The sequence below is a fragment of the Stappia sp. TSB10GB4 genome, from assembly GCF_900185745.1.
Taxonomy (GTDB): domain Bacteria; phylum Pseudomonadota; class Alphaproteobacteria; order Rhizobiales; family Stappiaceae; genus Stappia.
Window position 1 is genome coordinate 12,948 of record NZ_FYAV01000061.1, and the last position, 22,737, is coordinate 35,684.

Below are 22,737 nucleotides of genomic sequence, written 5' to 3' on the forward strand. Positions count from 1 at the left end.
GCCGCTCAGCGGTGCTCCTCGACCTGGTTGCTGATCAGTTCGGCATTGAAGAAGCGCAGCGCCCGCACATGGCTGGCATGGCCGACGACTTTCGTCGGATCGGCCCGGTCGACCACCGGCAGCCGGCTCGCGCCGCTGTCGTCGAAGAGCTGCAGGGCGGTTTCCAGCGTGTCGTCGAGCGTCAGGCTGGGGCCGTCCGTCTGCGGGTCGTGGGTTTGCGGCTCGGCGTCCCGCGGCAGCCGCTCGACGAAGTCGGAGACCTGGACGATGCGCACCACCCAGCGATGCGCGCCCTCGTGGAGCATCACGCCGCGCATTTCCAACTGCCAGTGGAAGAAAGAGCGGCCGTGCACCGCCTGGGTCAGGCCGGTGGCGATGGAGACGGCGACCAGCAGCGCGATGGACAGCGCATAGCCGCCGGTCAGTTCGAACACGATCATGGTGGTGGAAAAGGGGGCGCCGAGCACCGCGGCCGCAACGGCGCCCATGCCAAGGATGGCATAGAGCCCGTGCGAGGAGGCGAACTCGGGGAATGCCGCCGCCGCGATGAGGCCGAAGGCGCCGCCGGTCATCGCCCCAAGATAGAGCGTCGGCGAGAAGATACCGCCGCCAAACCGTGAGGCCAGGGTGATGGAGGTTGCCGCCGTCTTTGCGACCAGCAGCGCCAGCATCGTCATCAGCGGCAGTTCCTGGCGCAGCGCAAGGTCTGTCGCCTCGTAGCCGACGCCGAGTACGCCGGGGAAGACGATGCCGATGGCCCCCACCGCCAGCCCGCCGATCACCGGGCGCAGCCACAGCGGCATGGCGATGTTGCGCGCCACCCAGTCGGTGCCGATCAGCGAGAACTGGAAGATCACCGCCACGGCGGCGCAGGTCAGGCCGAGCAGGGCGAAGGCCGGCATCTCCAGCATCGAGGTGATCTGGTATTCGGGGATCGAAAAGGCGGCGACATCGCCGAACCACAGGCGCGACAGCAGCGTGCCGAGCACCGAGGCGATGACGATCGGCACGAAGGCGGACATGGCATAATGGCCGAGAATGACCTCGTGAGCGAAGAGCACACCGGCGATCGGCGCGTTGAACGAGGCGGAGACCGCGCTGGCGACGCCGCAAGCGAGCAGAATGCGGCGGGCGGCGTCGGGCAGGCGGAAGGTCTGGCAGAGCGCGGTGCCGATGGTGGCGCCGAGATGCACCACAGGCCCTTCGCGGCCGGCGCTGGCGCCGCAGCCGAGAGAGACGGAGGTCAGGAACGCCGAGGAAATGCCCGGCCAGAACGGCAGGCCGCGCCCCCCTTGAGCCCGTGCCTCGATCACGTCCGGCACGCCGCCGGCGCGCTGCTTGGGCTGGATCGCCTGCAGGTAGAGGCCGACGAACAGGCCGCCGGTGGCCGGCGCCAGCAGGATCACCCACCAGGGGACGCCGGCGGCGGCGGTGATGACGGTTTCCTCCGCGGTGCCGAGCCACAGCCACTGGACGGCGCCGATGGCGACACGGAAGAGGATCGCGGCGATGGCCGTCAGCACGCCGATGACGATGGCCAGCAGCCAGACCAGCGGCAGGCGTGTTGAACGGAACAGCCGGAGGTTGGGCTTGATCCAACCGGCCGCCAGCACGGCAAGGCGTTGCAATTGCGTCAGCAGACCGGTCATCGCTCGTCCAGCCGTCCGCCGGGCCCGCAAGGGCCGAGGCGTTTCCCGTCAGCGCCTCTCGAGGGAGATCCGACGCCCGCAGCGCTCGGGCCGGCCGAGCACCGCGTGGCTCTCCCTCATCTCCTCAAGCCGCTCCAGCACATCCTGCGGCCAGGGTATCACCTTGCGCGCCTGAAGATCGACATGCAGCGATACCTGCTCGGACGTCGCCGAGAGGAACCCGTCGTCCGCATGATGGAGCTCCTGATAGAGATGCGCGCGCTTTGCATCGAAATCAACGAGTTGCACGGTGGCGCGGACCGGATCTCCCCCGTTCAGTTCGCGCAGGTAGCACAGATGCGTTTCGGCGGTGAAGAAAGAGGCGTCGCGCTCGCGCGCATAGTCCGGCCCAAGGCCGAGATGGATGAAGGCCTCGTCCAGGGCGGTGTCGAAGAGGACATTGTAATAGGCCATGTTGAGATGGCCGTTATAGTCGAGCCACTCGCTGCGGACCGTCTGGATCGAGCCGGTGAAGGGGGGCGGCGTGCGGGTCGGCTGTGACATGGCGCTTCTGGCTCCTTGCGATCGGCCGCGGCGTTCCTGTCGCGGGCGAAGCGGGCGGAAGTCTTTGGCCGCGATTGCCGTTTTTGCTAGTGTGCGCCAAACCTAGTCTGAGATCGGCAGGAAACGCAAATCGCGTAAGGCGCCCAGCCACGGGGCGGAGATGCCGGCGGTCGCTCGAGCGGGAGAGAGTAATGAGTCTTGCAAGCCTTCAGGCGGCGGTTCAGCGCAACGACGAGGGGATAGACCTGGCGCTGAAGATCCTGGCGCAACGCTTCGGCGATCGCTTCTCGACCTCCGCGGCGGTGCGCGAGCAGCACGGCCACACCACCACCTGGCTGCCGAATCAGGCGCCCGACGGGGTGGTCTTCTCCCGCTCGACCGAAGAGGTCGCCGATGTGGTGCAGGTCTGTGCGCAGCACAAGGTGCCGATCATTCCCTTCGGCACCGGCTCGTCGCTGGAGGGGCATGTCAACGCGCCGGCCGGCGGCATTTCCGTCGACGTGTCGCAGATGAACCGGGTGCTGCAGGTCAATGCGGAGGATCTCGACTGCGTGGTCGAGGCCGGCGTGACCCGCACCCAGCTCAACGACTATCTGCGCGACACGGGCCTGTTCTTTCCCATCGATCCGGGCGCGGATGCGAGCCTTGGCGGTATGGCGGCAACGCGCGCGTCCGGCACCAATGCGGTGCGCTACGGCACGATGAAGGACGTGGTGCTGGCGCTGACCGTGGTGACGGCGGATGGGCGCATCGTGCATACCGGTGGGCGGGCCAAGAAGACGGCGGCCGGCTACGATCTCACCCGGCTGATGGTCGGCTCGGAAGGCACGCTCGGCATCATCACCGAGGTGACGCTCCGCCTTTACGGCATTCCGGAAGCGGTGTCCGGCGGCGTCTGCCCCTTCCCGGATCTTGACTCTGCCTGCAACGCGGTGATCACCACCATCCAGTGCGGCCTGCCGGTGGCGCGGATCGAACTGCTCGACGCCAACCAGATCCGCGCCTGCAACGCCTATTCCAAGCTGGACCTGCAGGAGACGCCGACGCTGTTCGTGGAGTTCCACGGCACGGAAGCGGGCGTGCGTGAGCAGAGCGAGATCTTCGGCGAGATCGCCCGCGACAGCGGCGGGGGCGAGTTCGTCTGGGCCACCAAGGCCGAGGACCGCACGCGCCTGTGGGCGGCGCGGCACAATGCCTATTGGGCCGCGCTCGGCCTCCGGCCCGGCTGCAAGGGGGTGTCCACCGATGTCTGCGTGCCGATCTCGCGGCTGGCGGAATGCATCGGCGAGACGTACAGGGACGTCGAAGCCAACGGCCTGCTCGCGCCGCTGGTCGGCCATGTCGGCGACGGCAATTTCCACGTCCTGGTGCTGGTAGATGTCGACAATCCGCAGGAGATCGCCAAGACTGAAGCCTTCATCGAACGGCTCAACTGGCGTGCCATCGACATGGGCGGCACCTGCACCGGCGAGCATGGCGTCGGCCAGGGCAAGATGAAGTATCTGGCCCGCGAACATGGCGCGGGCCTCGACATGATGGCGGCGATCAAGAAGGCTCTCGATCCCGACAACATCCTCAATCCGGGCAAGATCGTAAGGCTGGACTGAGGCTTGCCGCGGATCGCGTGAACGGGAGACCAGGGCGCTGAATTCGATCTACATCACGATCGGCGTGGCCGTGATCGCGGTGCTGCTGGCAGCGCTGGTCGGGCCGTTCCTCATCGACTGGACGGCCTATCGCACCACGTTCGAGCGCTATGGCGAGCAGTTGCTCGGTCACCGCGTCGCGGTGATGGGCGAGGCGGAGATGCGCCTGCTGCCGACGCCGACCCTGACCTTCTCGGACGTGCGGGTCGGCGAGCCGGAAGACCCGCTGCTGGCGGTGCGCCGCTTCGAGATGCGCATCGAACTGCCGCCGCTGCTGAAGGGCGAGGTGCGGATCATCGACCTGACGATGGAGCGGCCGAGCCTGCGCCTGTCGATCGACGAGCAGGGGCGGCTCGACTGGTTCACCGCCCGCTCCCGCAACGGGTTGATTTCCGAGGTCGATCCGGACCTGGTGATGCTGGAGCAGGCCTCGATCCGCGACGGCGAACTGACGGTGATCGACGCGCGAAACGGGCAGAACCACAAGATCGAGAATATCGACCTGCTGGTCACCGCCCGCTCGATGCTGGGGCCGTTCAAGCTGGACGGCATGGCGAGCCTGAACGGCCAGCGGGCAACCGTCGTGCTGGCGACCGGCCGCCGCGATCCGGCCGGGGGCTTGCGCCTGCGCGCCGGAGTGACGCCGGTTTCCGTGCCTGTCGACCTGGTGATGGACGGCACGCTGACCCTGTCGGACAGCCGCCCGGGCTATGAGGGTGCCTACACGCTCGCCTCCGTGACGCCCGCCGAGGAGGCTCGGCAGGCCTGGCGCAGCGAGGGGCGGTTCGCCCTCGACATCGTCCGGCTGGCCCTGAGCGAGGCCAGTTTCCGCTACGGTCTCGAGGAACGGCCGGTGACGCTGGAGGGCGGGGCGGAGATCACGCTCGCCGAGCCCTATCGCTTCGACGTCAAGGCGACGGCCCGGCAGATCGACCTCGATCGCATTTCCGGCCGCGGGCCGACGGATCCGCTGGCGGCGGCGGAGACGGGAGCGACGCTGCTGGCGGCACTGCGCGGGCTGCCGCACCCGCCCCTCGACGGCCATGTCGAACTGTCCGTGCCCAGCTTCCTGTCCGGCGGCGGGCTGACCCAGGACGTGTTGCTCAAGGCGGATCGCCTGGCCAGCGGCTGGCGGATTGCCGAGCTTTCGGGGCGGATGCCCGGCCGGACCGAGTTCCTCGTGCGCGGCGATCTCGGCCTGCAGCCGGAGCCGGCGTTCCGGGGCAGCTTCGCGGCCTCGGTGGCGCAGCCGGTCGCCTTTGCCGACTGGTGGCGCAAGAACGGGGCAAGCGGGATCGCGGCGATGCCCTTTGCCCTGGAAAGCCGGCTCGACGCCGCGCCGGGCCATGTTGCGCTGACCGACCTGCTGTTCGAGATCGGCGAGGACAGCGGCCAGGGCGCGCTCTCCTGGTCGGCGCCGGAGGGCGGCACGCCGGTCTTCGAGGCGGATCTCGATGCCAAGCGCATCGACGGCAATCAGGTGGCCCAGCTTGCCCGTCTGTTCCTCGGCCGGGAGCAGGGACTGGCGGCCGGCATCGCCGGCACCGGCACCGAACTGGTGCTGCGCCTGTTCGCCGAACGGGTCGATTTCGGCACGCTGTCGGCCGCTGCAACGCGGCTGCGGGCGTCCTATCGCGACGACACGCTGGTGATCGACGAGGCGCAGGTCGCCGACCTGTCCGGCGCGCGCCTCGGCGCCAACGGGCGGATCGAGCGGCTGTCGACGGCGCCGTCGGGTGCGCTGGAACTGGATGTCGACGCCGAGCGGCTCGACGGCGTCGCGGCGCTGCTGCTGGCTCTGGCGCCGGACAATCGCGCGGTGCGGAGCTTCGCCGCCCGGCCGGGAGCCTTTGCGCCGGCGGATCTGAAGCTGAGCTTCGAGGGCGAGGCGAACCGCGGCGGCGCGGCGGCCGGTACGCTGGCGAGCCTTGTGGCGCGCGGCACGATCGGTGGTACCGCAATCGATGTGAACCTTGGTCTCGATGGCCGGCTCGACGACTGGCGCGCCGCGACGGTGGATTTCGAGGCGAGCTTTGCGGCGCCGGAGGCGGGCGACCTGCTGGAGCAAGTCGGTGCGACGTTGCTGCCGGTCGGCAGTCTCGGCGAGGCGCGGGTGGAGATCGGCGCGGCGGGGATTGCCGAGGACGGACTGGAGGGGCATGCCCGGCTCTATCTTGGCGAAGCGGTGCTGAGCGGGGTCGGCCGGCTCGCCCTGCCGGCGAGCGGGGATAGCCGCTATACGGCCGACCTTGCCGTGCGCGCGCCGGACCTGGTGCCCGTGGCGCTGTTGACCGGGCGGCTGCCCTCGCTCGATGCCTCGACCGCGGCCGTCGACCTGGCGGCGACGCTGGAGGGCGAGGGGGACAGGTTCACCCTGTCGGGCCTGTCCGGCGATGTCGCGGGCCTGCGGCTCGATGCGGATCTGCGCGTCGACCTGCGCCGCGCCATGGCCAGCCTCGACCCGCAGGTCAGAGGCACCATCTCCTTGTCGGAACTCGATATTTCCGAGCTCAGCGACCTGCTGCTCGGCTCCGACCAACTCGCAGCCTCCACCGGGGGCACGTGGTCGGAAGCGGCCTTCGGACCGCCGGTCGTCTCGGGCGTGGATTTGTCGCTCGACGTCACGGCGCGGCGGATGGGTCTGGCGCCGCTGCCGCCGGCCAGCGATGTCGCCGCGCGGCTGTCGCTGAAGGACGATGCGCTGTCGCTCGATGTCAGCAAGGCCGGCTTTGCCGGCGGAGGATTGACGGGCGCCTACACGCTGAAGCGCTCGGGCGGGCAGGCGGGGATGACCGCCTCGCTGCATCTCGACGGGGCGCGGCTGGAGGAACTGGTCTGGCGGCGCGCTGGGCGTCCGGTGGCGACGGGCGCGGCGAACATCAATCTCGACATCGAGGGCAGCGGCCGCTCGCTCGCCGGCATCGTCTCCAGCCTTTCGGGCGGGGGCACGCTTCGCGTCGAGAACGGGGAAATCCGCGGCCTCAACCCGGAGGCCTTCGCGCTGGTGATCCGCGCGGTGGATGCCGGGCTCGATCTCAACGACGCAGCGATCCGCACCGCCTTCGCCAGCCATCTCGACGCCGGCGTGCTGCCCTTCGCGGAACTGGAGGCGAGCGCCTCGATCGCGGGCGGGGTCGCGCGGATCAGCAATGCGCGGGTCGACAACCGCGAGGCACGGGTGTTCGGGAATGCCCAGATCGACCTCAAGGCCTTGAGCCTGCAGAGCGATTTCTCGCTGCGGGTCGATCCGGGCGAGGAGGCGGTGACCGGAGCGGAGGCGCAGGTGGGCCTCGTCTTCGCCGGGCCGCTGGCCGAGCCGCAGCGCACCATCGACATCGCCCCCTTCACCGCCTTCCTGACCCTGCGCGCCTTCGAACAGGAGGTGCGCCGGGTGGAGGAACTGCAGGCCGAGATCACCGAGCGCGACCGATTGATGCGGGAAATGCGGCGGCAGCGCGAGGAAAAGCGCCGGCAGGAGCGGCAGTTGCTGGACGAGGAGGCGCGCAAGGCGGACGAAGCCCGCAGGGCCGAGGAGGCGCGGAAAGCCGAAGAGGCGCGCAAGGCCGAAGAGGCTCGCAAGGCCGAGGAGGCGCGCAAGGCGAACGACGCCCGCAAGGCCGAGGAGGCGAGGAAAGCCGAGGAGGCAAGGAAAGCCGGGGCGGCCCGGAAAGCCGAGGAGGCGCGCAAGGCGGCGGAACGGGCCGCAGCCGAGCGGCGGCGGGGACAACAGGGCGGGCAGCCAGCAGCAGAGCCAACGCCGGCCGCGAGCTTCGGCGAGCGCATCCGGCGGGCATTGGACGATCCGGGAAGCACGGGAACGGCGGGTGCGGAACCGGGCAGGGGTCAGCCGATGCCGCTGCTGCCGCCGCTCGAACCCCCTGTTTTCATTGGCAGAACGCCGGACCAGTGAGTCAGGCCTTGGCCCGGCAATGGGCGAGGGCGGCAACCCGCAGGGCCGAGGACAAGGACGATGGCAGGTCGCCGCCGCCCACCGTCTCAATTTCGCGCGCATCATCGATGCGGGCGACCAGGGCAGGAAGGCTGATATTCCCGGCCTCGGCCATTTCCTCCAGCACCTCCCAGAACTCCGGCTCGAGCGCCAGACTGGTGCGGTGGCCGTGCAGGGTCAGGGAGCGCTTGGCGAGCATGGGCTAGCCGTTCTCTCCCTTGCCCGAACTGTCCCCGCCGGGCGTGTCCGCCGGAGAGAGCTCGCGGCGATGGCCCTCGACGTGGCGCGCGGCCGCCTCGGCAAGCGTGCGATCGCGGGTTTTCTCGGCTTTGGTGCGGCCGAACAGGCTGCGGTTGGCCGCTGCCTTCTCGTCCTTGTCGCGCCGCGCGCGCGCTTTTCGCGCCTGCCTCAGATTGACGATATCCCCGCTCATCATCCGTCCTTCGCGGTCGGAGCTGCTTGCGCGGTCCGGCCGATCCTCAGGTCTTCTTGCGAAAGGCGTCGAGCGAGACCACATCGGCGCCGCCCGGCTCGCCGGACTTGTCCTCTTTGGACACCGGCTTTTCGGGTTGATCAGAATTTTGCAAATTTTTGCTGTGAACTTGCGAAACCTTGTCCAATTTCGCGTCAACCGTCGTTTTCTCGACGCTGGCGAGCGTGGCCTCCGCCCGCTCCTGTTCGCGGGCCGCCTCGACCAGTTCCTCGGGGAGTTCCTCGGCCGTCTTGCCAGGCTCGAACTCGAGCGCGAACTGGACGGACGGGTCGAAGAAGCCCTTGATGGCGGAGAAGGGGACGAACAGCTTTTCGGGGATGCCGCCGAAGGAGAGGCCGACCTCGAAGGCGTGCTCGCCGATGGCAAGGTCCCAGAACTGATGCTGCAGGACGATGGTCATCTCCTTCGGATAGCGCTCATGCAGCCGCGAGGAGATGCGCACGCCCGGAGCGGTGGTGTCGAAGGCGATATAGAAATGATGCTCGCCCGGCAGGCCGACGCGGCCGACCTCGGAGAGGATCTTGCGGACGGCACCGCGCAGGGCGTCCTGAATGACGATATCGTAGCGGATCAGGTCTTCGGCCATCGCACTTAACTGAGCGTGAGAATCTGAAAGTGTGAATCAGGTCGCGCCCAACATGGCTTGCGCAGGGGAGAATGAAAAGCGCCGATCGGTGCTTGCACCGGCCTTTTGCCCCTTGCCCCGCTTTTTTTCGCGAGGGCGAGCCGCTGGACGCCGCCATCGCCGGCCTCAAGGCGCCGCCGCTTGCCCATGCGCGAGCCAGGCGGGGCGCGGGTCAGGCGGGCCGAGGCCAGGCGGAAATCGAGTGGAGGCTTCTGTTGCCAGGTGCCTCCGGACCCCGCCTGACGGGGCTAACCGCCAGGGCTTAAAGGACTACCGGCACCGCATTACGCGGCGACAGCGTTGTCCATAGCATAGTTGTCATTTGCAACTATTGAGACGGCCCGATAACGGCGGAACCATGCCGAGCAAAAGAACGACCTTTACACCCTCGTCGATCCTATTTCGCCCCCGCCGAAACCCGCCGACCAACAGATCGTGCGGCGGGCTTGGGTGGAGGCGCCGGGTACCGCCCCCGGGTCCGATAGGCTTATTCCGAAGTCCGTTTATCGCCATAGCCGGCTTGCGCCGGCACTCCGAATATAGGGGCAGGGAGGGCGGCTGAAAAGGGGCCTGCGCCAACTCGTCTGTCCCCTTGGAAAACTTGTCGTATGCGCTGGGGCGCGCGCGCCATCGCGGGCTTGTGAGGCGACGTCATTGGCAGGGGAGCCGGTACCTGCGCTAAAAAGCATCGACCCGGTCAAGGTGCGGGGCAGCGCGGAGGACAGGCAGATGACACGGAAGCGTTCGGGCGGCGTTTCGCGCAGGCGTGCGATGCTGGCGGCTGCCGCCGTGCTGCTTGCGACGGGAACGGCCAGTGCCGGCTGGTTCGGCCTCGGCGGCAGCAGCGATACCGGCCCCGTCTATACCGGCTTGGTCGAGGGTGTGGCCGTGGGCGGCTACGATCCTGTCGCCTATTTCACGCAAGGCCGCCCGGTAAAGGGGAGGGCCGAGATCGCGGCCGCGTATCGCGGCGCGACATGGCGCTTTGCCAGCGCGGCAAACCGCGAGACGTTCCTGGCCGAGCCGGAGAAATATGCTCCCGCCTATGGTGGTTACTGCGCCTGGGCGATCGCGCAGGGCAAGCTCTCCAAGGGCGACCCGAACAACTGGGACATCGTCGATGGCCGGCTCTACCTCAACTACAACGGCAATATCCAGGCGCGCTGGCGCAAGGACGCGGCCGGGTTCATCGGCAAGGCCGAGACCCATTGGCCGGGGCTCACCGCCGGGAACTGAACCCTGCCGACGCGCCGGCCGGTGGATTGCAGGGACGGGGGCGCCGGCGTGCTTGCCCTCGGCTTGCGGCCGGGCGACGATGGCGCGGAACAGAATCGGCAGGCGGACGGCAGCGTGCGGAACTATCACGAGCTGATGCAGCGCATCCTCGACGAGGGCGTGAAGAAGACCGACCGGACCGGCACGGGAACCCTCTCCGTGTTCGGCCACCAGATGCGCTTCGACCTTGCCGACGGCTTCCCGATGGTGACGACCAAGAAGCTGCACCTGAAGTCGATCATCCACGAATTGCTGTGGTTCCTGGCCGGCGACACCAATATCCGCTACCTCAACGACCACGGCGTGCGGATCTGGGACGAATGGGCCGACGAGACCGGCGATCTCGGCCCGGTCTATGGCTATCAGTGGCGCTCCTGGCCGGCGCCGGACGGCTCGTCCATCGACCAGATCGCCAAGCTGCTGGAGCAGATCCGCAAGACGCCGGACAGCCGCCGGCTGATCGTCTCGGCCTGGAACCCGGCGCTGGTCGACGAGATGGCGCTGCCGCCCTGCCACGCCTTGTTCCAGTTCTATGTCGCCGAGGGGCGGCTGTCCTGCCAGCTCTACCAGCGCTCGGCCGATGTCTTCCTCGGCGTGCCGTTCAACATCGCCTCCTATGCGCTGCTGACGATGATGGTGGCCAAGGTGACGGGCTACGCGCCGGGCGAGTTCATCCACACGTTCGGCGATGCGCATCTGTACCTGAACCACCTGGAGCAGGCGAAGGAGCAACTGTCGCGCGCGCCAAGGCCGCTGCCGCAGATGAAGATCAACGAGGCGGTGACCGACCTCTTCGCCTTCCGCTACGAGGACTTCGAGCTCACCGGCTACGACCCGCACCCGCATATCAAGGCGGCGGTCGCCGTCTGAGCGCAAGGCGCCGACGGGCGGGCCGCCTTGCGGCCCGCACCACTTTCGAAGGTCAGGACTTCAGCCGGTAACCGGTGCGGAAGATCCACCAGATCACCGCAAGGCAGAGCCCGAGGAACAGCAGCGTCATGGCGAGGCTGACGCCGACGCCGACATCGGCCTGTCCGTAGAAGCTCCAGCGGAAGCCGCTGATCAGATAGACCACCGGGTTGAACAGGGTCACCTTCTGCCAGAAGGGCGGCAGCATCGAGATCGAATAGAAGCTGCCGCCGAGAAAGGCGAGCGGCGTGATGATCAGCATCGGCACGAATTGCAGCTTCTCGAAATTGTCCGCCCAGATGCCGATGATGAAGCCGAGCAGCGAGAAGGTGACCGCCGTCAGCAGCAGGAACAGCAGCATCCAGCCCGGATGCTGGATCTCCAGCGGCACGAAGAGCGCGGCCGTCGCCAGGATGATCAGCCCGACGATGATCGCCTTCGTCGCCGCCGCCCCGACATAGGCGATGACGATCTCCAGATAGGAGACCGGGGCGGAGAGCACCTCGTAGATCGTGCCGGTGAAGCGCGGGAAATAGATGCCGAACGAGGCGTTCGACACGCTCTGGGTCAGCAGCGACAGCATGATCAGGCCGGGCACGATGAAGGCGCCGTAGCTGACGCCGTCGACCTCAGCGATGCGCGAGCCGATGGCCGCGCCGAAGACCACGAAATAGAGCGAGGTGGAGATGACCGGGGAGACGATGCTCTGGAACAGGGTGCGGCCGGTGCGGGCCATCTCGAACCTGTAGATCGCCTTGATGGCATGGATGTTCATGACGGCGTCCTCACCAGGTTGACGAAGATCTCCTCCAGCGAACTCTGCCGGGTCTGCAGGTCGCGGAAGCGGATGCCGGCGGCGTTGAGGTCCTGCAGCAGGGTGGTGATGCCGGTGCGCTCGCCCGTCGTGTCGTAGGTATAGATCAGCTCCTCCCCGCCCTCGGAGAGTTCGAGATTGTGCGCCGAAAGCCCGCCCGGCACGGCGGCGAGAGGGACGGCGAGGTGCAGGGCCAGTTGCTTGCGGCCGAGCTTGCGCATCAGTTCGGCCTTTTCCTCGACAAGGACGATCTCGCCCTTGTTGATGACGCCGACCCGGTCGGCCATCTCCTCCGCCTCCTCGATGTAATGGGTGGTGAGGATGATGGTGACGCCGGTGTCGCGCAATTCGCGGATCACCCGCCACATGTCGCGGCGCAGCTCCACATCGACGCCGGCGGTCGGCTCGTCGAGGAACAGCACGCGCGGCTCGTGGGCGAGCGCCTTGGCGATCAGCACGCGGCGCTTCATGCCGCCCGACAGGGTGACGAGCTTGCTGTCCTTCTTGTCCCACAAGGAGAGGTCGCGCAGCACCTTTTCCACGATCTCCGGGGCCTTGGGCTTGCCGAACAGGCCGCGGCTGAAGGAGACGGTCGCCCAGACCGACTCGAAGGCGTCGGTGGTGAGTTCCTGCGGCACGAGGCCGATCAGGGAGCGGGCGGCGCGGTAGTCGCGGACGATGTCGTTGCCATCCACCGTGACGGTGCCCGACGAGGCATTGACGATGCCGCAGACGATGCTGATGAGCGTCGTCTTGCCGGCGCCGTTGGGGCCGAGAAGGGCAAAGATCTCGCCCTTCTCGATCTCGAGCGACACGGTTTTCAGCGCCTGAAAGCCGGTGTCATAGGTCTTCGACAGATCGGAAATGGAAAGGATGGGTGCCATGAACAGGGCCGGATGAGAGAGGGAAAGGGAACGCGCGGGGCAATGCGGGCTCGACCGGCGTTGGGGAGGCCGTCTCGAACCGGGGTTGCGACCCATATAGGAACGATCGGGTGGTTCAACCAACCCGTGCGGGGAAAAAGATTGGGGCGGGGAGGCTCGCGGGGCCGCGCATCCCGATGCGCCAGGGCGCGCGCGCGGATCGGCTGACGGGAGAAGCCCGCGCGCCTTCCGGCGAATTTTCCGGCGATTTCAGAGAGAAGGAAGTGGTGGGTGCACGGGGATTCGAACCCAGGACCGGCTGATTAAGAGTCAGCTGCTCTACCAACTGAGCTATACACCCACAAGCCTTGCGGCCGTTCGGGACTGCCCTGCATGCGATCCTGATGATCAGGCTTTGCTGCAACAGCATCCCGCAGCGGAAAGCGTGTGTCGCCGACCGCTGTGAGACGGGTGTATACAGAGGCTTGCCGGGAGATGCAAGTTTCTTTTCGGCGGTCGTGGAACTGGCCGTTGAAACGGGGTGGGGAAGCGGCCTTTGGCGCGCAAAACCGCGGCTTTGCCCCTGGGGATATCTTTTGACCAGGGAGGGCGAGGGGGCGAACCTGGGCGCAGGCCGGCGGAACGGGGAGGGCGCGCCGACCTCGCGCGGGGTGATCGGCGGGCGCGCGGGGCGCTGGCAAGATTCGGCAAGTCCGCAGGATGCTTTGCGAAATTTCCGGATAATGCGCTTGACCGGGCCAGACGCTGCGTCTAGGTTGCGCGGCGTCGGATCGGGTAAGTCGCCAGATGACCCTGTCATCAGCGTCCGCCGACCGATTGCCCAGACGGACAGGCCACGGGCCGGGTTCAGGACGGGTTTTGGCAACACCGCCGGACAGGACGGATTTGACGTGACGAAGAGCATCGGGCTCATTCTTGTATGCGGGGCGCGCGCGGCCGGGACGAGGTAACACTCGGGTTCCCAGACAGCTCAGCGCGCGCAAGGCCTCCACCGGAGGCCTTTTTTATTGGCCGCATGCCGGAGGGCGCCCGGACCTGACTTGCGCGGGACGACGTGGCGGATGACGGAAACGAAGCGGTCGGGGCGAGGACGCCGCGACGATCGAGGACAGGAACGATGAAGCGCGAGATGACCGGCGCCGAAATGGTGCTGCAGGCACTCAAGGACCAGGGGGTCAAGCATGTGTTCGGGTATCCCGGCGGTGCCGTGCTTCCGATCTATGACGAGATCATCCAGCAGGACGACATCGAGCACGTTCTCGTGCGCCACGAGCAGGGCGCCGGCCACGCCGCCGAGGGCTATGCCCGCTCGACCGGCAAGCCGGGCGTCGTGCTGGTCACCTCCGGCCCGGGCGCGACCAACATGGTCACCGCGCTGACCGACGCGCTGCTCGATTCCATCCCGCTCGTCTGCATCACCGGCCAGGTGCCGACGCATCTGATCGGCAGCGACGCCTTCCAGGAATGCGACACGGTCGGCATCACCCGCCCCTGCACCAAGCACAACTGGCTGGTGAAGCGGATCGAGGACCTGCCGCGCATCCTGCACGAGGCCTTCTATGTCGCGACCACCGGCCGTCCGGGGCCGGTCGTCATCGACGTGCCGAAGGACATCCAGTTCGCCACCGGCATCTACGAGCCGCCGACCAACATCGCCCACAAGTCGTACCGGCCGAAGGTCAAGGGCGACATCGAGGCGATCCGCCATGCGGTCGAGCTGCTGGCGCGGGCGAAGAAGCCGATCCTCTATACCGGCGGCGGCGTCGTCAATTCCGGCCCGGCGGCGACCCAGCTCCTGCGCGAGCTGGTGCAACTGACCGGCGCGCCGATCACCTCGACGCTGATGGGGCTCGGCGCCTATCCGGCCTCCGGCAAGCAGTGGCTGGGCATGCTCGGCATGCACGGCACCTATGAAGCCAACATGGCGATGCACGACTGCGACGTCATGATCTGCATCGGCGCGCGCTTCGACGACCGCATCACCGGCCGGCTCGACGCCTTCTCGCCGAAGTCGCTGAAGGTGCATATCGACATCGACCCGTCCTCGATCAACAAGACGGTCAAGGTCGACATTCCGATCATCGGCGACGTCGCCCATGTGCTGGAGGACATGGTGCGGCTGTGGCGGACCGGCGGGCACAAGCTCGACGCCGCCGGCCTGAAGGCGTGGTGGGAGCAGATCGACCGCTGGCGCGGGCGCAACTCGCTCGCCTACCGGCCGTCGGACGACATCATCATGCCGCAATACGCCATCCAGCGGCTCTACGAGGCGACCAAGGGGCGAAAGACCTTCGTGTCCACGGAGGTCGGCCAGCACCAGATGTGGGCGGCCCAGTTCTTCGGCTTCGAGGCGCCGAACCGCTGGCTGACCTCGGGCGGGCTCGGCACGATGGGCTACGGCCTGCCGGCGGCGATCGGCGCGCAGGTGGCGCATCCGGACGCGCTGTGCATCGACATCGCGGGCGACGCCTCGATCCTGATGAACATCCAGGAGATGTCGACGGCGGTGCAGTTCGGCTTGCCGGTGAAGGTCTTCATCCTCAACAACCAGTACATGGGCATGGTGCGCCAGTGGCAGCAGTTGCTGCATGGCAACCGGCTGTCGCATTCCTACATGGACAGCCTGCCGGACTTCGTGAAGCTGGCGGAGGCCTTCGGCGGCCACGGCATCATCGTCGACAAGCCGGGCGATCTCGACGGCGCCATCCAGGAGATGATCGAGACGCCGAAGCCGGTGATCTTCGACTGCCGGGTGGCCAACCTTGCCAACTGCTTCCCGATGATCCCCTCGGGCAAGGCGCATAACGAGATGCTGCTGCCCGACGAGGCCAATGACGAGGCGGTGGCGAAAGCCATCGGCGCGGCCGGCAAGGCGCTGGTCTGAGATCGCGGAGACGAACGAGATGAACGCACAGAACCTCAATGCGCCCTCCGCCTATTTCATGGCCGAGGTGGTCGAGCCGGTCGAGAGCCACACGCTTTCGGTGCTGGTCGACAACGAGCCGGGCGTGCTTGCCCGCGTCATCGGCCTGTTCTCGGGCCGGGGCTACAACATCGACAGCCTGACCGTCTCGGAGACCGAGCACGAGAAGCACCTGTCGCGGATCACCATCGTCACCACCGGCACGCCGATGGTGATCGAGCAGATCCACCACCAGCTCGAGCGGCTGGTGCCGGTGCACCGGGTGACCAATCTGACGGTGGAGGCGCGGCGGCGCAATTTCGAGAAGCCGCTGGAGCGGGAGCTGGCCCTGATCAAGGTGGCCGGCATCGGCGAGAAGCGGCTGGAGGCGCTGCGGCTGGCGGATGCGTTCCGCGCCACCGTGATCGACGCGACGGCGGAGCATTTCGTCTTCGAGATCACCGGGCGGACCAACAAGGTGGAGCAGTTCATCGCCATCCTGAAGCCGCTCGGCCTGGTGGAAGTCTCGCGCTCCGGCGTCGCGGCGCTGCAGCGCGGCCCGGAAGGCATCTGACAGTGCGGAGAGGGCGGGAGCGATCCCGCCCTGACCCCACCCTGTTCCGTCCCGTGGGCACACCTGCCGCGCGAGATCCATGAAAGTCCGCGCAAGGATCTTGCAAGCGCGCGGACGATCGGATACCACCTTGGTGCATTAACGCTTCTTTCGGGACATCTTGCGCAAGCTTGGCGCAGCTTCCCGTGCCACCGGCCCGCAACGGACGGGCGAGACGCAAGGACTGGACGAACCGCATGATCGCCGCTGGCACATCTGCCGCTTTTGCGATCGACGCGCGCATGACGCGCGGCGGAGCCCTGCGTCGCGGCGGCCTCCTTCTCCTTATCTGCCCCTGAGCACCGGCTGCCTCCCAGCGGAACGGAGGCGGGCGCTCAGGGGACGAAACCTTCACCGACCGATGCATTTTCGGCCCGCGCCCCATGGACACGCGAGCGGCGCAGGGCCCGACCCGAAGGGAAACGGATAATGTCTGCCCAGGACCAGATCTTCATTTTCGACACCACCTTGCGCGACGGCGAGCAGTCGCCCGGCGCCTCCATGACGCTGGAGGAGAAGCTGCAGGTGGCCGAGATCCTCGACGACATGGGCGTCGACATCATCGAGGCGGGCTTTCCGATCGCCTCCAACGGCGACTTCGAGGCGGTCTCCGAGATCGCCAAGCGCACCAAGCGTTCGGTGATCGCGGGCCTTGCCCGTGCCATCCATGCCGATATCGACCGGGCCGGCGAGGCCGTGCGCCATGCCGAGCGCGGCCGCATCCACACCTTCGTCTCCACCTCGCCGATCCATCTGGAGCACCAGATGAAGAAGACCGAGGCGCAGGTGCTCGACATCATCACCGATACGGTCGGCCGGGCGCGCAACCTGATCGACGACGTGGAATGGTCGGCGATGGACGCCACCCGCACGCCGATCGAATATTTGTGCCGCTGCGTCGAGGCGGCGATCCGCGCCGGCGCCAGCACGATCAACCTGCCGGACACGGTCGGCTATGCGACGCCGGACGAGTACAAGTCGATGTTCGAGCAGATCCGCGCCCGGGTGCCGGATGCGGACAAGGCGATCTTCTCCGTGCATTGCCACAATGACCTGGGCCTCGCCGTCGCCAACTCGCTGGCCGGTGTCGCCGGCGGCGCGCGGCAGATCGAATGCACGATCAACGGCCTCGGCGAGCGTGCCGGCAATGCGGCGCTGGAAGAGATCGTCATGGCGATCCGCACCCGCTCCGACGTGCTGCCCTATGGCTGCGCCGTCGAGCCGCGCTACCTCACCCGCGCCTCCAAGCTGGTCTCGGCCGTTTCCGGCTTCCCGGTCCAGTTCAACAAGGCGATCGTCGGCAAGAACGCCTTCGCGCATGAAAGCGGCATCCACCAGGACGGCATGCTGAAGAATGCCGAGACCTACGAGATCATGCGACCCGAGGATGTCGGCGTGAAGGCCACCTCGCTGGTGATGGGCAAGCATTCCGGCCGCCACGCCTTCCGCCAGAAGCTGGAGGAACTGGGCTACGAGATCGGCGACAACGCCTTCGAGGATGCCTTCCGCCGGTTCAAGGACCTCGCCGACCGCAAGAAGCATGTCTATGACGAGGACATCGAAGCGCTGGTCGAGAACGAGATCGCGACCCAGGGCGAGCAGATCAAGGTCATCGCGCTGACCGTCATCGCCGGCACCGGCGCCGCCGGCAAGGCGATCCTGACGCTCGACGTCAACGGCCGCCACGAGACCCGCGAATGCACCGGCGACGGCCCGATCGACGCCACCTTCAACGCGATCAAGGCCATCGTGCCGCATGACGCGCGCCTGTCGCTCTACCAGGTGCATGCGGTGACGGAAGGGACCGACGCGCAGGCGGAGGTGTCCGTCCGGCTCGAGTCGAACGGCCGCATGGCGACCGGCAAGGGCGCGGACACCGACACGCTGGTGGCCTCGGCCCGCGCCTATATCTCGGCGCTCAACCGGCTGATCGCCCGCCAGAGCAAGCCGGACCATCAGGAATTGCGCGCCGTCTGAGCCGCCGGCCTGACCGGACTTGCCCCATGACAAAGCCCCCGGCGGAGCGATCCGCCGGGGGCTTTTGCATTTCGTTGGTGGCCGGATTGCCTCTCCGACCCGCGCTGTCAGGCGCGGGCGTAGCGGGCAAGGGCGGGCGAGAGCACCTGCAGGCAGTCGAAGACGTTGCCGTCGACCACCATGCGCTGGCGTATCGAAAAGCCGATGCTTTCCACCATGCGGCGGGCCGGATCGTTGCCGGCGGCGACGAAGGCGATGAGGTGGGTGAAATAGGTGCGTTCGAAGAACCAGGTCACCAGGGCGCCGGCCAGTTCCGAGGCATAGCCCTTGCCCCAGAACTGCGGCTTCAGGCAGATGCTCAGCGCCACTTCCGAGGTTTCGGGGAAGACGGAGAAGCCCGCCCGGCCGGCAAAGCCGCCATCGCGCAGGGTCGCCTTCCACTGGCTGAAGCCGCGGTGGTCCTGACCCTCGATATAGTCGCGCAGGTGCTGCTCGGCGTCCTCGCGCGAGCGGATCGCCTCGTGGGAGGCGAGGAAGCGGTTGACGTTCTCATCGCTGTGCAGGGTATGGAGATCGCCCACGTCGGCTGGCGTGAAGGCGGCAAGCCGCAGGCGTGGTGTCTCGAGTATCGCAGTGTCCGCCATGTCTCTCTCCTTGCGGTCCAGCGCCCGTGGAGGGCGTGGTGTCCGTAAAAGACGGTCTGGCGGGATCGGGACCTGTCGGCCCTTCCTCCGGAAGACAACCCGCGCGATCTGCGCCGCGTCGGGCGGGGTGGCGCATGATGGGATGCGCCGGACAGAGCCCGCCGAACCGTGGCCGGAATGCACCGGGGCGTGGCGAGCGGGAACTCCATAGATGGAGTTTATGGGCAAATGATGACATTGCAATCAAAGGCTGTGGCGCCCGCTATTCTCCACGCAGAAAGCGGTGCCAGGCGGCGGCGTCCGCCGGATCGAGGCGGGGCCAGTCGCCGAGCTGGCCTCTGAAGAAGGTCTCCTGTCGCTTGGCATAGCGGCGGGTCTCGGTGGTCGCCTTGTCGATGGCCGGGTCCAGCCCGGCAAGGTCGGGCGCAAGGCGGCCAAGCTCGCGCAGGCCGATGGCCTTCATCGCCGGCAGGTCCGGGTCGAGCTCGCGGGCCAGCAGGCGGCGGGCTTCCTCCATGGCGCCCTGATCGACCATGGCGCGGAAGCGGTCGGCGATGCGCGCGTGCAGCCAGGGACGCGGCGGGGCGAGAACGACACGGGCAGCCTCCGGTCCGACCAGAACCGGCCCCTGCTGCCGCTGCCAATAGGCGAGCGAACGGCCGGTCGCCTCCACCACTTCCAGGGCGCGCAGGAGGCGCTGGGTGTCGCCGGGCTCGAGCCGCGCGGCCATCGGCGGATCCACCTCGGCCAGCCTTTGGTGCAGCGCGCCGGCGGGCGTGCCTGCCGCCTCGGCACGCAGGCGGGTGCGGATCTCCTCCGGGATCGGCGGCACGGCGGACAGGCCGCCGGCAAGGGCGCGGAAATAGAGGCCGGTGCCGCCGACGATGATCAGCGGCCGCCCGGCGGTGCGCGCCTCGTCCAGCACCTTGGCGATGTCCTGCAGCCAGCGGGCGACGGACCAGGGCTCGGCGGCATCGACATGGCCGTAGAGGCGGTGCGGTGCCCGGGCGAGATCCGCCGGCGAGGGGCGGGCGGTGAGCACGTCGAGATCGGCATAGACCTGCATGCTGTCGGCGTTGACGATCCAGCCGCCATCGCGCTCCGCCAGGTCCAGGGCCAGCGCCGACTTGCCGCTTGCCGTGGGTCCGGCTATCAACGTCACCGGTTTCGCCACGTCTTCCTCATTCCCTTTCAAGGCGCCTCACGATGTCGCTCGTCGCAACCCTTGTCGCCAATCCCTTGCGCCCGGTCCTCGACGAGACGCTCGTCGCGCGGGCGCTGCATGTGCTGCCCGTGGGCGCCGCTGCCGCCGACTGGCTCGCCGCCGGCATCGCCTGCGACCTTGCCGTCGACGGCGATCCGGCGCATGCCGGCGAGTTCGACGCGGCCTTGCGCCAGGTGCTGGCGGACGCGCCCGTCGACGTCCTTGTGCAGAAGCGCGAGGGCCGACGCAAGCGCCTGCTGATCGCCGACATGGATTCCACCATGATCGGCCAGGAATGCATCGACGAACTGGCCGCCGCCGTCGGCAAGAAGGACGTGATCGCGGCGATCACCGAACGGGCGATGCGGGGCGAGCTGGAGTTCGAGCCGGCCCTGCGCGAGCGCGCGGCGATGCTGGCCGGCCTCGGGGAAGAGGTGATCGGCGAGGTGCTGAAGTCGCAGATCACCCTGACGCCCGGCGCGCGCGAACTGGTCGGGACGATGCGGGCGCATGGCGCCTATTGCGCGCTGGTCTCCGGCGGCTTCACGGCCTTCACGTCGCAGATCGCGGCGCAGCTCGGCTTCCACGAGAACCGGGCCAACACGCTGGGTATTGCCGAGGGACGGCTGACCGGCAAGGTGGGCGAGCCGATCCTCGGGCGCGAGGCCAAGCGGCAGCGGCTGGAGGAACTGCTCGTGGAGAAGGGGATCGAGGCGGAGGCGTCGGTGGCCGTCGGCGACGGGGCCAACGACCTGGCGATGATCGAGCGTGCCGGGCTGGGCGTTGCCTATCGGGCCAAGCCGGCAGTGGCGGCGGCGGCCGACGCGAGGGTCGACCATGGCGACCTGACCGCGCTGCTCTACTTCCAGGGTTACCGGGCCGGCGAGTTCGCCGCCGGCTGAATCGCGCTTTTCGAGGGACCGGAAAAAAGGCCGCGGGCGAACCCGCGGCCTTCGTGTCTTCGGGGCGGGGTCGCGGTCCTACTGCTCGATGGAGAGCGGGATGAAGCGGACCTCGCCTTGCGCATTGGCAATGAGGAACAGCGCCAGGCGGCGGCTCTCGCCCTTCAGGGCCTCGATGCGGGCGATGATATCGGCCGGGTCGGTAACGGTCTCCTGCGCCACCTCGACGATCACGTCGCCGGCAGCGATGCGCTTTTCGGCAGCGCCCGAGCCATCTTCGACGGCGGTGACGACGACGCCCTTGACGTCGGCGGCGATCGAATACTGGCTGCGCAACTCGTCGGTGAGGGTGGACAGCGTCATCCCGAGCACGGTCGGGGTGTCGGTGGCCGGGGCCTGGTCGGAGGGAGCCGTGCTGTCGGCGGCAGCGGAGGCGTCGGCCTCCTCGAGGCGGCCGAGCTTGACCTGGAGCGTGACCTCCTCGCCCTTGCGCAGGACGACGACCGAGACTTCCTCGCCGACCGGCGTGTCGGCGACCATGCGCGGCAGGTCATGCATGGCCGGAACGCGGGCGCCGTTGAACTCGATCACCACGTCGCCGGCCTCGAAACCGGCCTCCTCGGCCGGTCCGCCCTCGGTGATGCCGGCGATCAGCGCGCCTTCGGCCTTGTCCATGCCGAGGCTCTCGGCGATCTCGTCGGTGACTTCCTGGATGCGCACGCCGAGCCAGCCGCGGCGGGTCTCGCCGAACTCGCGCAACTGGGCGATGACCCTGGTGGCGATCTCGGAGGGAATCGAGAAGCCGATGCCGATGGAGCCGCCGGAGGGGGAGATGATCGCGGTGTTGATGCCGATCACCTCGCCGTTGCGGTTGAACAGCGGGCCGCCGGAATTGCCCCGGTTGATGGAGGCGTCGGTCTGGATGTAGTTGTCGTAAGGGCCGGAATTGATGTTGCGGTTGCGGGCCGAGACGATGCCGGTGGTGACCGTGCCGCCGAGGCCGAAGGGGTTGCCGATCGCCATCACCCATTCGCCGACGCGCAGGGCGCGCGAATCGCCGAAGGACACGGCTTTCAGCGGTGTCGGCGAGGTCACCTTCAGCACGGCGATGTCGGTCTTGCTGTCGCGGCCGATCACCTCGGCGACAAGCTTGCTGCCGTCGTTGAAGTTGGCGGTGATCTCGTCGGCCCCCTCGATCACGTGATTGTTGGTGACGATGATGCCCTGTTCGCCGTCGATGACGAAGCCCGAGCCGAGCGACTGCACCCGGCGCGGGCGGGCATTGTCGCGGTTCTGACGGTTGAAGAACTCGTCGAAGAACTCCTGGAAGGGCGAGCCTTCCGGCACCTGCGGCAGCGGCACGGAGCGCTGCGCGGTGACGTTCTGTGCGGTCGAGATGTTGACCACCGCATCGAGCAGGGACTCGGCGAGGTCCGGGATCGATTCGGGCGCCTGGGCGCGTGCGGCGCGGTGGTCGACCACGGCGGCGGGAACGGCGAGGGCAAGGGCAAGGGCGGCCGCGGCGAGACGCTGCGCGATGCGGCGGGTGCCGGCCTTGCCGGACGGGCCGGCCTGACGCGGGTCGGTGTTCAACAGGGCCATAGGCCGTTGTCCTCCATCTGGGTTCGGGGTCCGGTGCCCCGCTGTCTCTTGCAGCCGGACGGAGCGCAATGCGCCCCGGCCGACCCCCGGCAAACCTACGTCCGAT

Annotated in this window: 18 protein-coding genes, 1 tRNA gene and 1 other RNA gene; 8 read left to right on the top strand and 12 right to left on the bottom strand. The window is 67.9% G+C overall.

Annotated elements, in window-relative coordinates; genetic code table 11:
* Nucleotides 1-5: 5 nt before the first annotated feature.
* Both TSB10GB4_RS18075 and TSB10GB4_RS18080 read right to left on the bottom strand, forming a co-directional pair.
* A complete protein-coding gene (locus tag TSB10GB4_RS18075; RefSeq protein WP_186396899.1) occupies nt 6-1,649 on the bottom strand; it encodes a chloride channel protein in 1,644 nt (547 codons plus the stop codon).
* A gap of 48 nt (nt 1,650-1,697) precedes the next feature.
* Nucleotides 1,698-2,192, bottom strand: a complete 495-nt coding sequence (locus tag TSB10GB4_RS18080; RefSeq protein ID WP_186396900.1) for a thioesterase family protein — start codon at nt 2,190-2,192, stop codon at nt 1,698-1,700.
* Nucleotides 2,193-2,383: 191 nt separating this feature from the next.
* On the opposite strand from TSB10GB4_RS18080, the gene TSB10GB4_RS18085 reads away from it, so the two are divergent.
* Together TSB10GB4_RS18085 and TSB10GB4_RS18090 are read left to right on the top strand one after the other, a co-directional pair.
* Nucleotides 2,384-3,799: an FAD-binding oxidoreductase gene (locus tag TSB10GB4_RS18085; protein WP_186396901.1), complete on the top strand. Its 1,416-nt coding sequence runs from the start codon at nt 2,384-2,386 to the stop codon at nt 3,797-3,799.
* A gap of 64 nt (nt 3,800-3,863) precedes the next feature.
* Nucleotides 3,864-7,748, top strand: a complete 3,885-nt coding sequence (locus tag TSB10GB4_RS18090) for an AsmA family protein (RefSeq protein ID WP_186396902.1) — start codon at nt 3,864-3,866, stop codon at nt 7,746-7,748.
* A 1-nt stretch (nt 7,749) separates the two neighbouring features.
* On the opposite strand, the gene TSB10GB4_RS18095 is transcribed toward TSB10GB4_RS18090, so the two are convergent.
* From TSB10GB4_RS18095 to ssrA, 4 genes are all read right to left on the bottom strand, one after another.
* Nucleotides 7,750-7,986: a ribbon-helix-helix domain-containing protein gene (locus TSB10GB4_RS18095; protein ID WP_186386229.1), complete on the bottom strand. Its 237-nt coding sequence runs from the start codon at nt 7,984-7,986 to the stop codon at nt 7,750-7,752.
* Nucleotides 7,987-7,989: 3 nt separating this feature from the next.
* Nucleotides 7,990-8,220 carry a DUF4169 family protein gene (locus TSB10GB4_RS18100; protein WP_186396903.1) on the bottom strand — a complete coding sequence of 77 codons (231 nt, stop codon included), beginning with the start codon at nt 8,218-8,220 and terminating at the stop codon, nt 7,990-7,992.
* 46 nt (nt 8,221-8,266) lie between these two features.
* Nucleotides 8,267-8,866 carry an SspB family protein gene (locus tag TSB10GB4_RS18105; RefSeq protein WP_186386227.1) on the bottom strand — a complete coding sequence of 200 codons (600 nt, stop codon included), beginning with the start codon at nt 8,864-8,866 and terminating at the stop codon, nt 8,267-8,269.
* A 240-nt stretch (nt 8,867-9,106) separates the two neighbouring features.
* Nucleotides 9,107-9,474: a transfer-messenger RNA gene (gene ssrA / locus TSB10GB4_RS18110) on the bottom strand.
* 160 nt (nt 9,475-9,634) lie between these two features.
* On the opposite strand from ssrA, the gene TSB10GB4_RS18115 reads away from it, so the two are divergent.
* Both TSB10GB4_RS18115 and TSB10GB4_RS18120 read left to right on the top strand, forming a co-directional pair.
* Nucleotides 9,635-10,141 carry a YHS domain-containing (seleno)protein gene (locus TSB10GB4_RS18115; protein ID WP_208984865.1) on the top strand — a complete coding sequence of 169 codons (507 nt, stop codon included), beginning with the start codon at nt 9,635-9,637 and terminating at the stop codon, nt 10,139-10,141.
* Between the two features lie 114 nt (nt 10,142-10,255).
* Nucleotides 10,256-11,050, top strand: coding sequence for a thymidylate synthase (locus tag TSB10GB4_RS18120; RefSeq protein ID WP_186396904.1), 795 nt, complete (start codon nt 10,256-10,258; stop codon nt 11,048-11,050).
* A gap of 52 nt (nt 11,051-11,102) precedes the next feature.
* Here TSB10GB4_RS18120 and TSB10GB4_RS18125 read toward each other — a convergent pair whose 3' ends face one another.
* The 3 genes from TSB10GB4_RS18125 to TSB10GB4_RS18135 form a co-directional block, all read right to left on the bottom strand.
* Nucleotides 11,103-11,864 carry an ABC transporter permease gene (locus TSB10GB4_RS18125; RefSeq protein ID WP_186386226.1) on the bottom strand — a complete coding sequence of 254 codons (762 nt, stop codon included), beginning with the start codon at nt 11,862-11,864 and terminating at the stop codon, nt 11,103-11,105.
* Nucleotides 11,861-12,787: an ABC transporter ATP-binding protein gene (locus tag TSB10GB4_RS18130; RefSeq protein ID WP_186396905.1), complete on the bottom strand. Its 927-nt coding sequence runs from the start codon at nt 12,785-12,787 to the stop codon at nt 11,861-11,863. The genes TSB10GB4_RS18125 and TSB10GB4_RS18130 overlap by 4 nt, the downstream gene beginning before the upstream one ends.
* Before the next feature lie 264 nt (nt 12,788-13,051).
* Nucleotides 13,052-13,127, bottom strand: a tRNA-Lys gene (locus tag TSB10GB4_RS18135).
* A gap of 777 nt (nt 13,128-13,904) precedes the next feature.
* Between TSB10GB4_RS18135 and TSB10GB4_RS18140 the strand changes: the two genes are divergently transcribed.
* The 3 genes from TSB10GB4_RS18140 to TSB10GB4_RS18150 all read left to right on the top strand — a co-directional run bounded on the left by TSB10GB4_RS18140 (nt 13,905) and on the right by TSB10GB4_RS18150 (nt 18,279).
* Nucleotides 13,905-15,671: an acetolactate synthase 3 large subunit gene (locus TSB10GB4_RS18140; protein ID WP_186396906.1), complete on the top strand. Its 1,767-nt coding sequence runs from the start codon at nt 13,905-13,907 to the stop codon at nt 15,669-15,671.
* A gap of 19 nt (nt 15,672-15,690) precedes the next feature.
* Nucleotides 15,691-16,263, top strand: a complete 573-nt coding sequence (ilvN, locus tag TSB10GB4_RS18145) for an acetolactate synthase small subunit (RefSeq protein ID WP_186386223.1) — start codon at nt 15,691-15,693, stop codon at nt 16,261-16,263.
* Nucleotides 16,264-16,731: 468 nt separating this feature from the next.
* Nucleotides 16,732-18,279: a 2-isopropylmalate synthase gene (locus TSB10GB4_RS18150; RefSeq protein ID WP_186396907.1), complete on the top strand. Its 1,548-nt coding sequence runs from the start codon at nt 16,732-16,734 to the stop codon at nt 18,277-18,279.
* Between the two features lie 107 nt (nt 18,280-18,386).
* Here TSB10GB4_RS18150 and TSB10GB4_RS18155 read toward each other — a convergent pair whose 3' ends face one another.
* Entirely contained in the window at nt 18,387-18,923 is a 537-nt protein-coding gene (locus tag TSB10GB4_RS18155; RefSeq protein ID WP_186396908.1) for a GNAT family N-acetyltransferase, read from the bottom strand.
* Between the two features lie 262 nt (nt 18,924-19,185).
* Nucleotides 19,186-20,097, bottom strand: coding sequence for a tRNA (adenosine(37)-N6)-dimethylallyltransferase MiaA (gene miaA / locus TSB10GB4_RS18160; protein ID WP_186396909.1), 912 nt, complete (start codon nt 20,095-20,097; stop codon nt 19,186-19,188).
* Between the two features lie 32 nt (nt 20,098-20,129).
* On the opposite strand from miaA, the gene serB reads away from it, so the two are divergent.
* Nucleotides 20,130-21,029, top strand: coding sequence for a phosphoserine phosphatase SerB (gene serB, locus TSB10GB4_RS18165; RefSeq protein WP_186396910.1), 900 nt, complete (start codon nt 20,130-20,132; stop codon nt 21,027-21,029).
* A 78-nt stretch (nt 21,030-21,107) separates the two neighbouring features.
* Here the strand turns inward: serB and TSB10GB4_RS18170 are convergent, their stop codons facing one another.
* A complete protein-coding gene (locus TSB10GB4_RS18170) occupies nt 21,108-22,631 on the bottom strand; it encodes a DegQ family serine endoprotease (RefSeq protein WP_186386216.1) in 1,524 nt (507 codons plus the stop codon).
* Nucleotides 22,632-22,737 lie beyond the last annotated feature (106 nt).

Coding starts and splice junctions, on each gene's coding strand:
- TSB10GB4_RS18075 (WP_186396899.1), bottom strand. CDS start 1,649: ATGACCGGTCTGCTGACGCAATTGCAACGCCTTGCCGTGCTGGCGGCC.
- serB (WP_186396910.1), top strand. CDS start 20,130: ATGTCGCTCGTCGCAACCCTTGTCGCCAATCCCTTGCGCCCGGTCCTC.
- TSB10GB4_RS18150 (WP_186396907.1), top strand. CDS start 16,732: ATGTCTGCCCAGGACCAGATCTTCATTTTCGACACCACCTTGCGCGAC.
- TSB10GB4_RS18115 (WP_208984865.1), top strand. CDS start 9,635: ATGACACGGAAGCGTTCGGGCGGCGTTTCGCGCAGGCGTGCGATGCTG.
- TSB10GB4_RS18080 (WP_186396900.1), bottom strand. CDS start 2,192: ATGTCACAGCCGACCCGCACGCCGCCCCCCTTCACCGGCTCGATCCAG.
- TSB10GB4_RS18125 (WP_186386226.1), bottom strand. CDS start 11,864: ATGAACATCCATGCCATCAAGGCGATCTACAGGTTCGAGATGGCCCGC.
- TSB10GB4_RS18170 (WP_186386216.1), bottom strand. CDS start 22,631: ATGGCCCTGTTGAACACCGACCCGCGTCAGGCCGGCCCGTCCGGCAAG.
- TSB10GB4_RS18155 (WP_186396908.1), bottom strand. CDS start 18,923: ATGGCGGACACTGCGATACTCGAGACACCACGCCTGCGGCTTGCCGCC.
- TSB10GB4_RS18095 (WP_186386229.1), bottom strand. CDS start 7,986: ATGCTCGCCAAGCGCTCCCTGACCCTGCACGGCCACCGCACCAGTCTG.
- TSB10GB4_RS18100 (WP_186396903.1), bottom strand. CDS start 8,220: ATGAGCGGGGATATCGTCAATCTGAGGCAGGCGCGAAAAGCGCGCGCG.
- ilvN (WP_186386223.1), top strand. CDS start 15,691: ATGAACGCACAGAACCTCAATGCGCCCTCCGCCTATTTCATGGCCGAG.
- TSB10GB4_RS18140 (WP_186396906.1), top strand. CDS start 13,905: ATGAAGCGCGAGATGACCGGCGCCGAAATGGTGCTGCAGGCACTCAAG.
- TSB10GB4_RS18130 (WP_186396905.1), bottom strand. CDS start 12,787: ATGGCACCCATCCTTTCCATTTCCGATCTGTCGAAGACCTATGACACC.
- TSB10GB4_RS18105 (WP_186386227.1), bottom strand. CDS start 8,866: ATGGCCGAAGACCTGATCCGCTACGATATCGTCATTCAGGACGCCCTG.
- TSB10GB4_RS18085 (WP_186396901.1), top strand. CDS start 2,384: ATGAGTCTTGCAAGCCTTCAGGCGGCGGTTCAGCGCAACGACGAGGGG.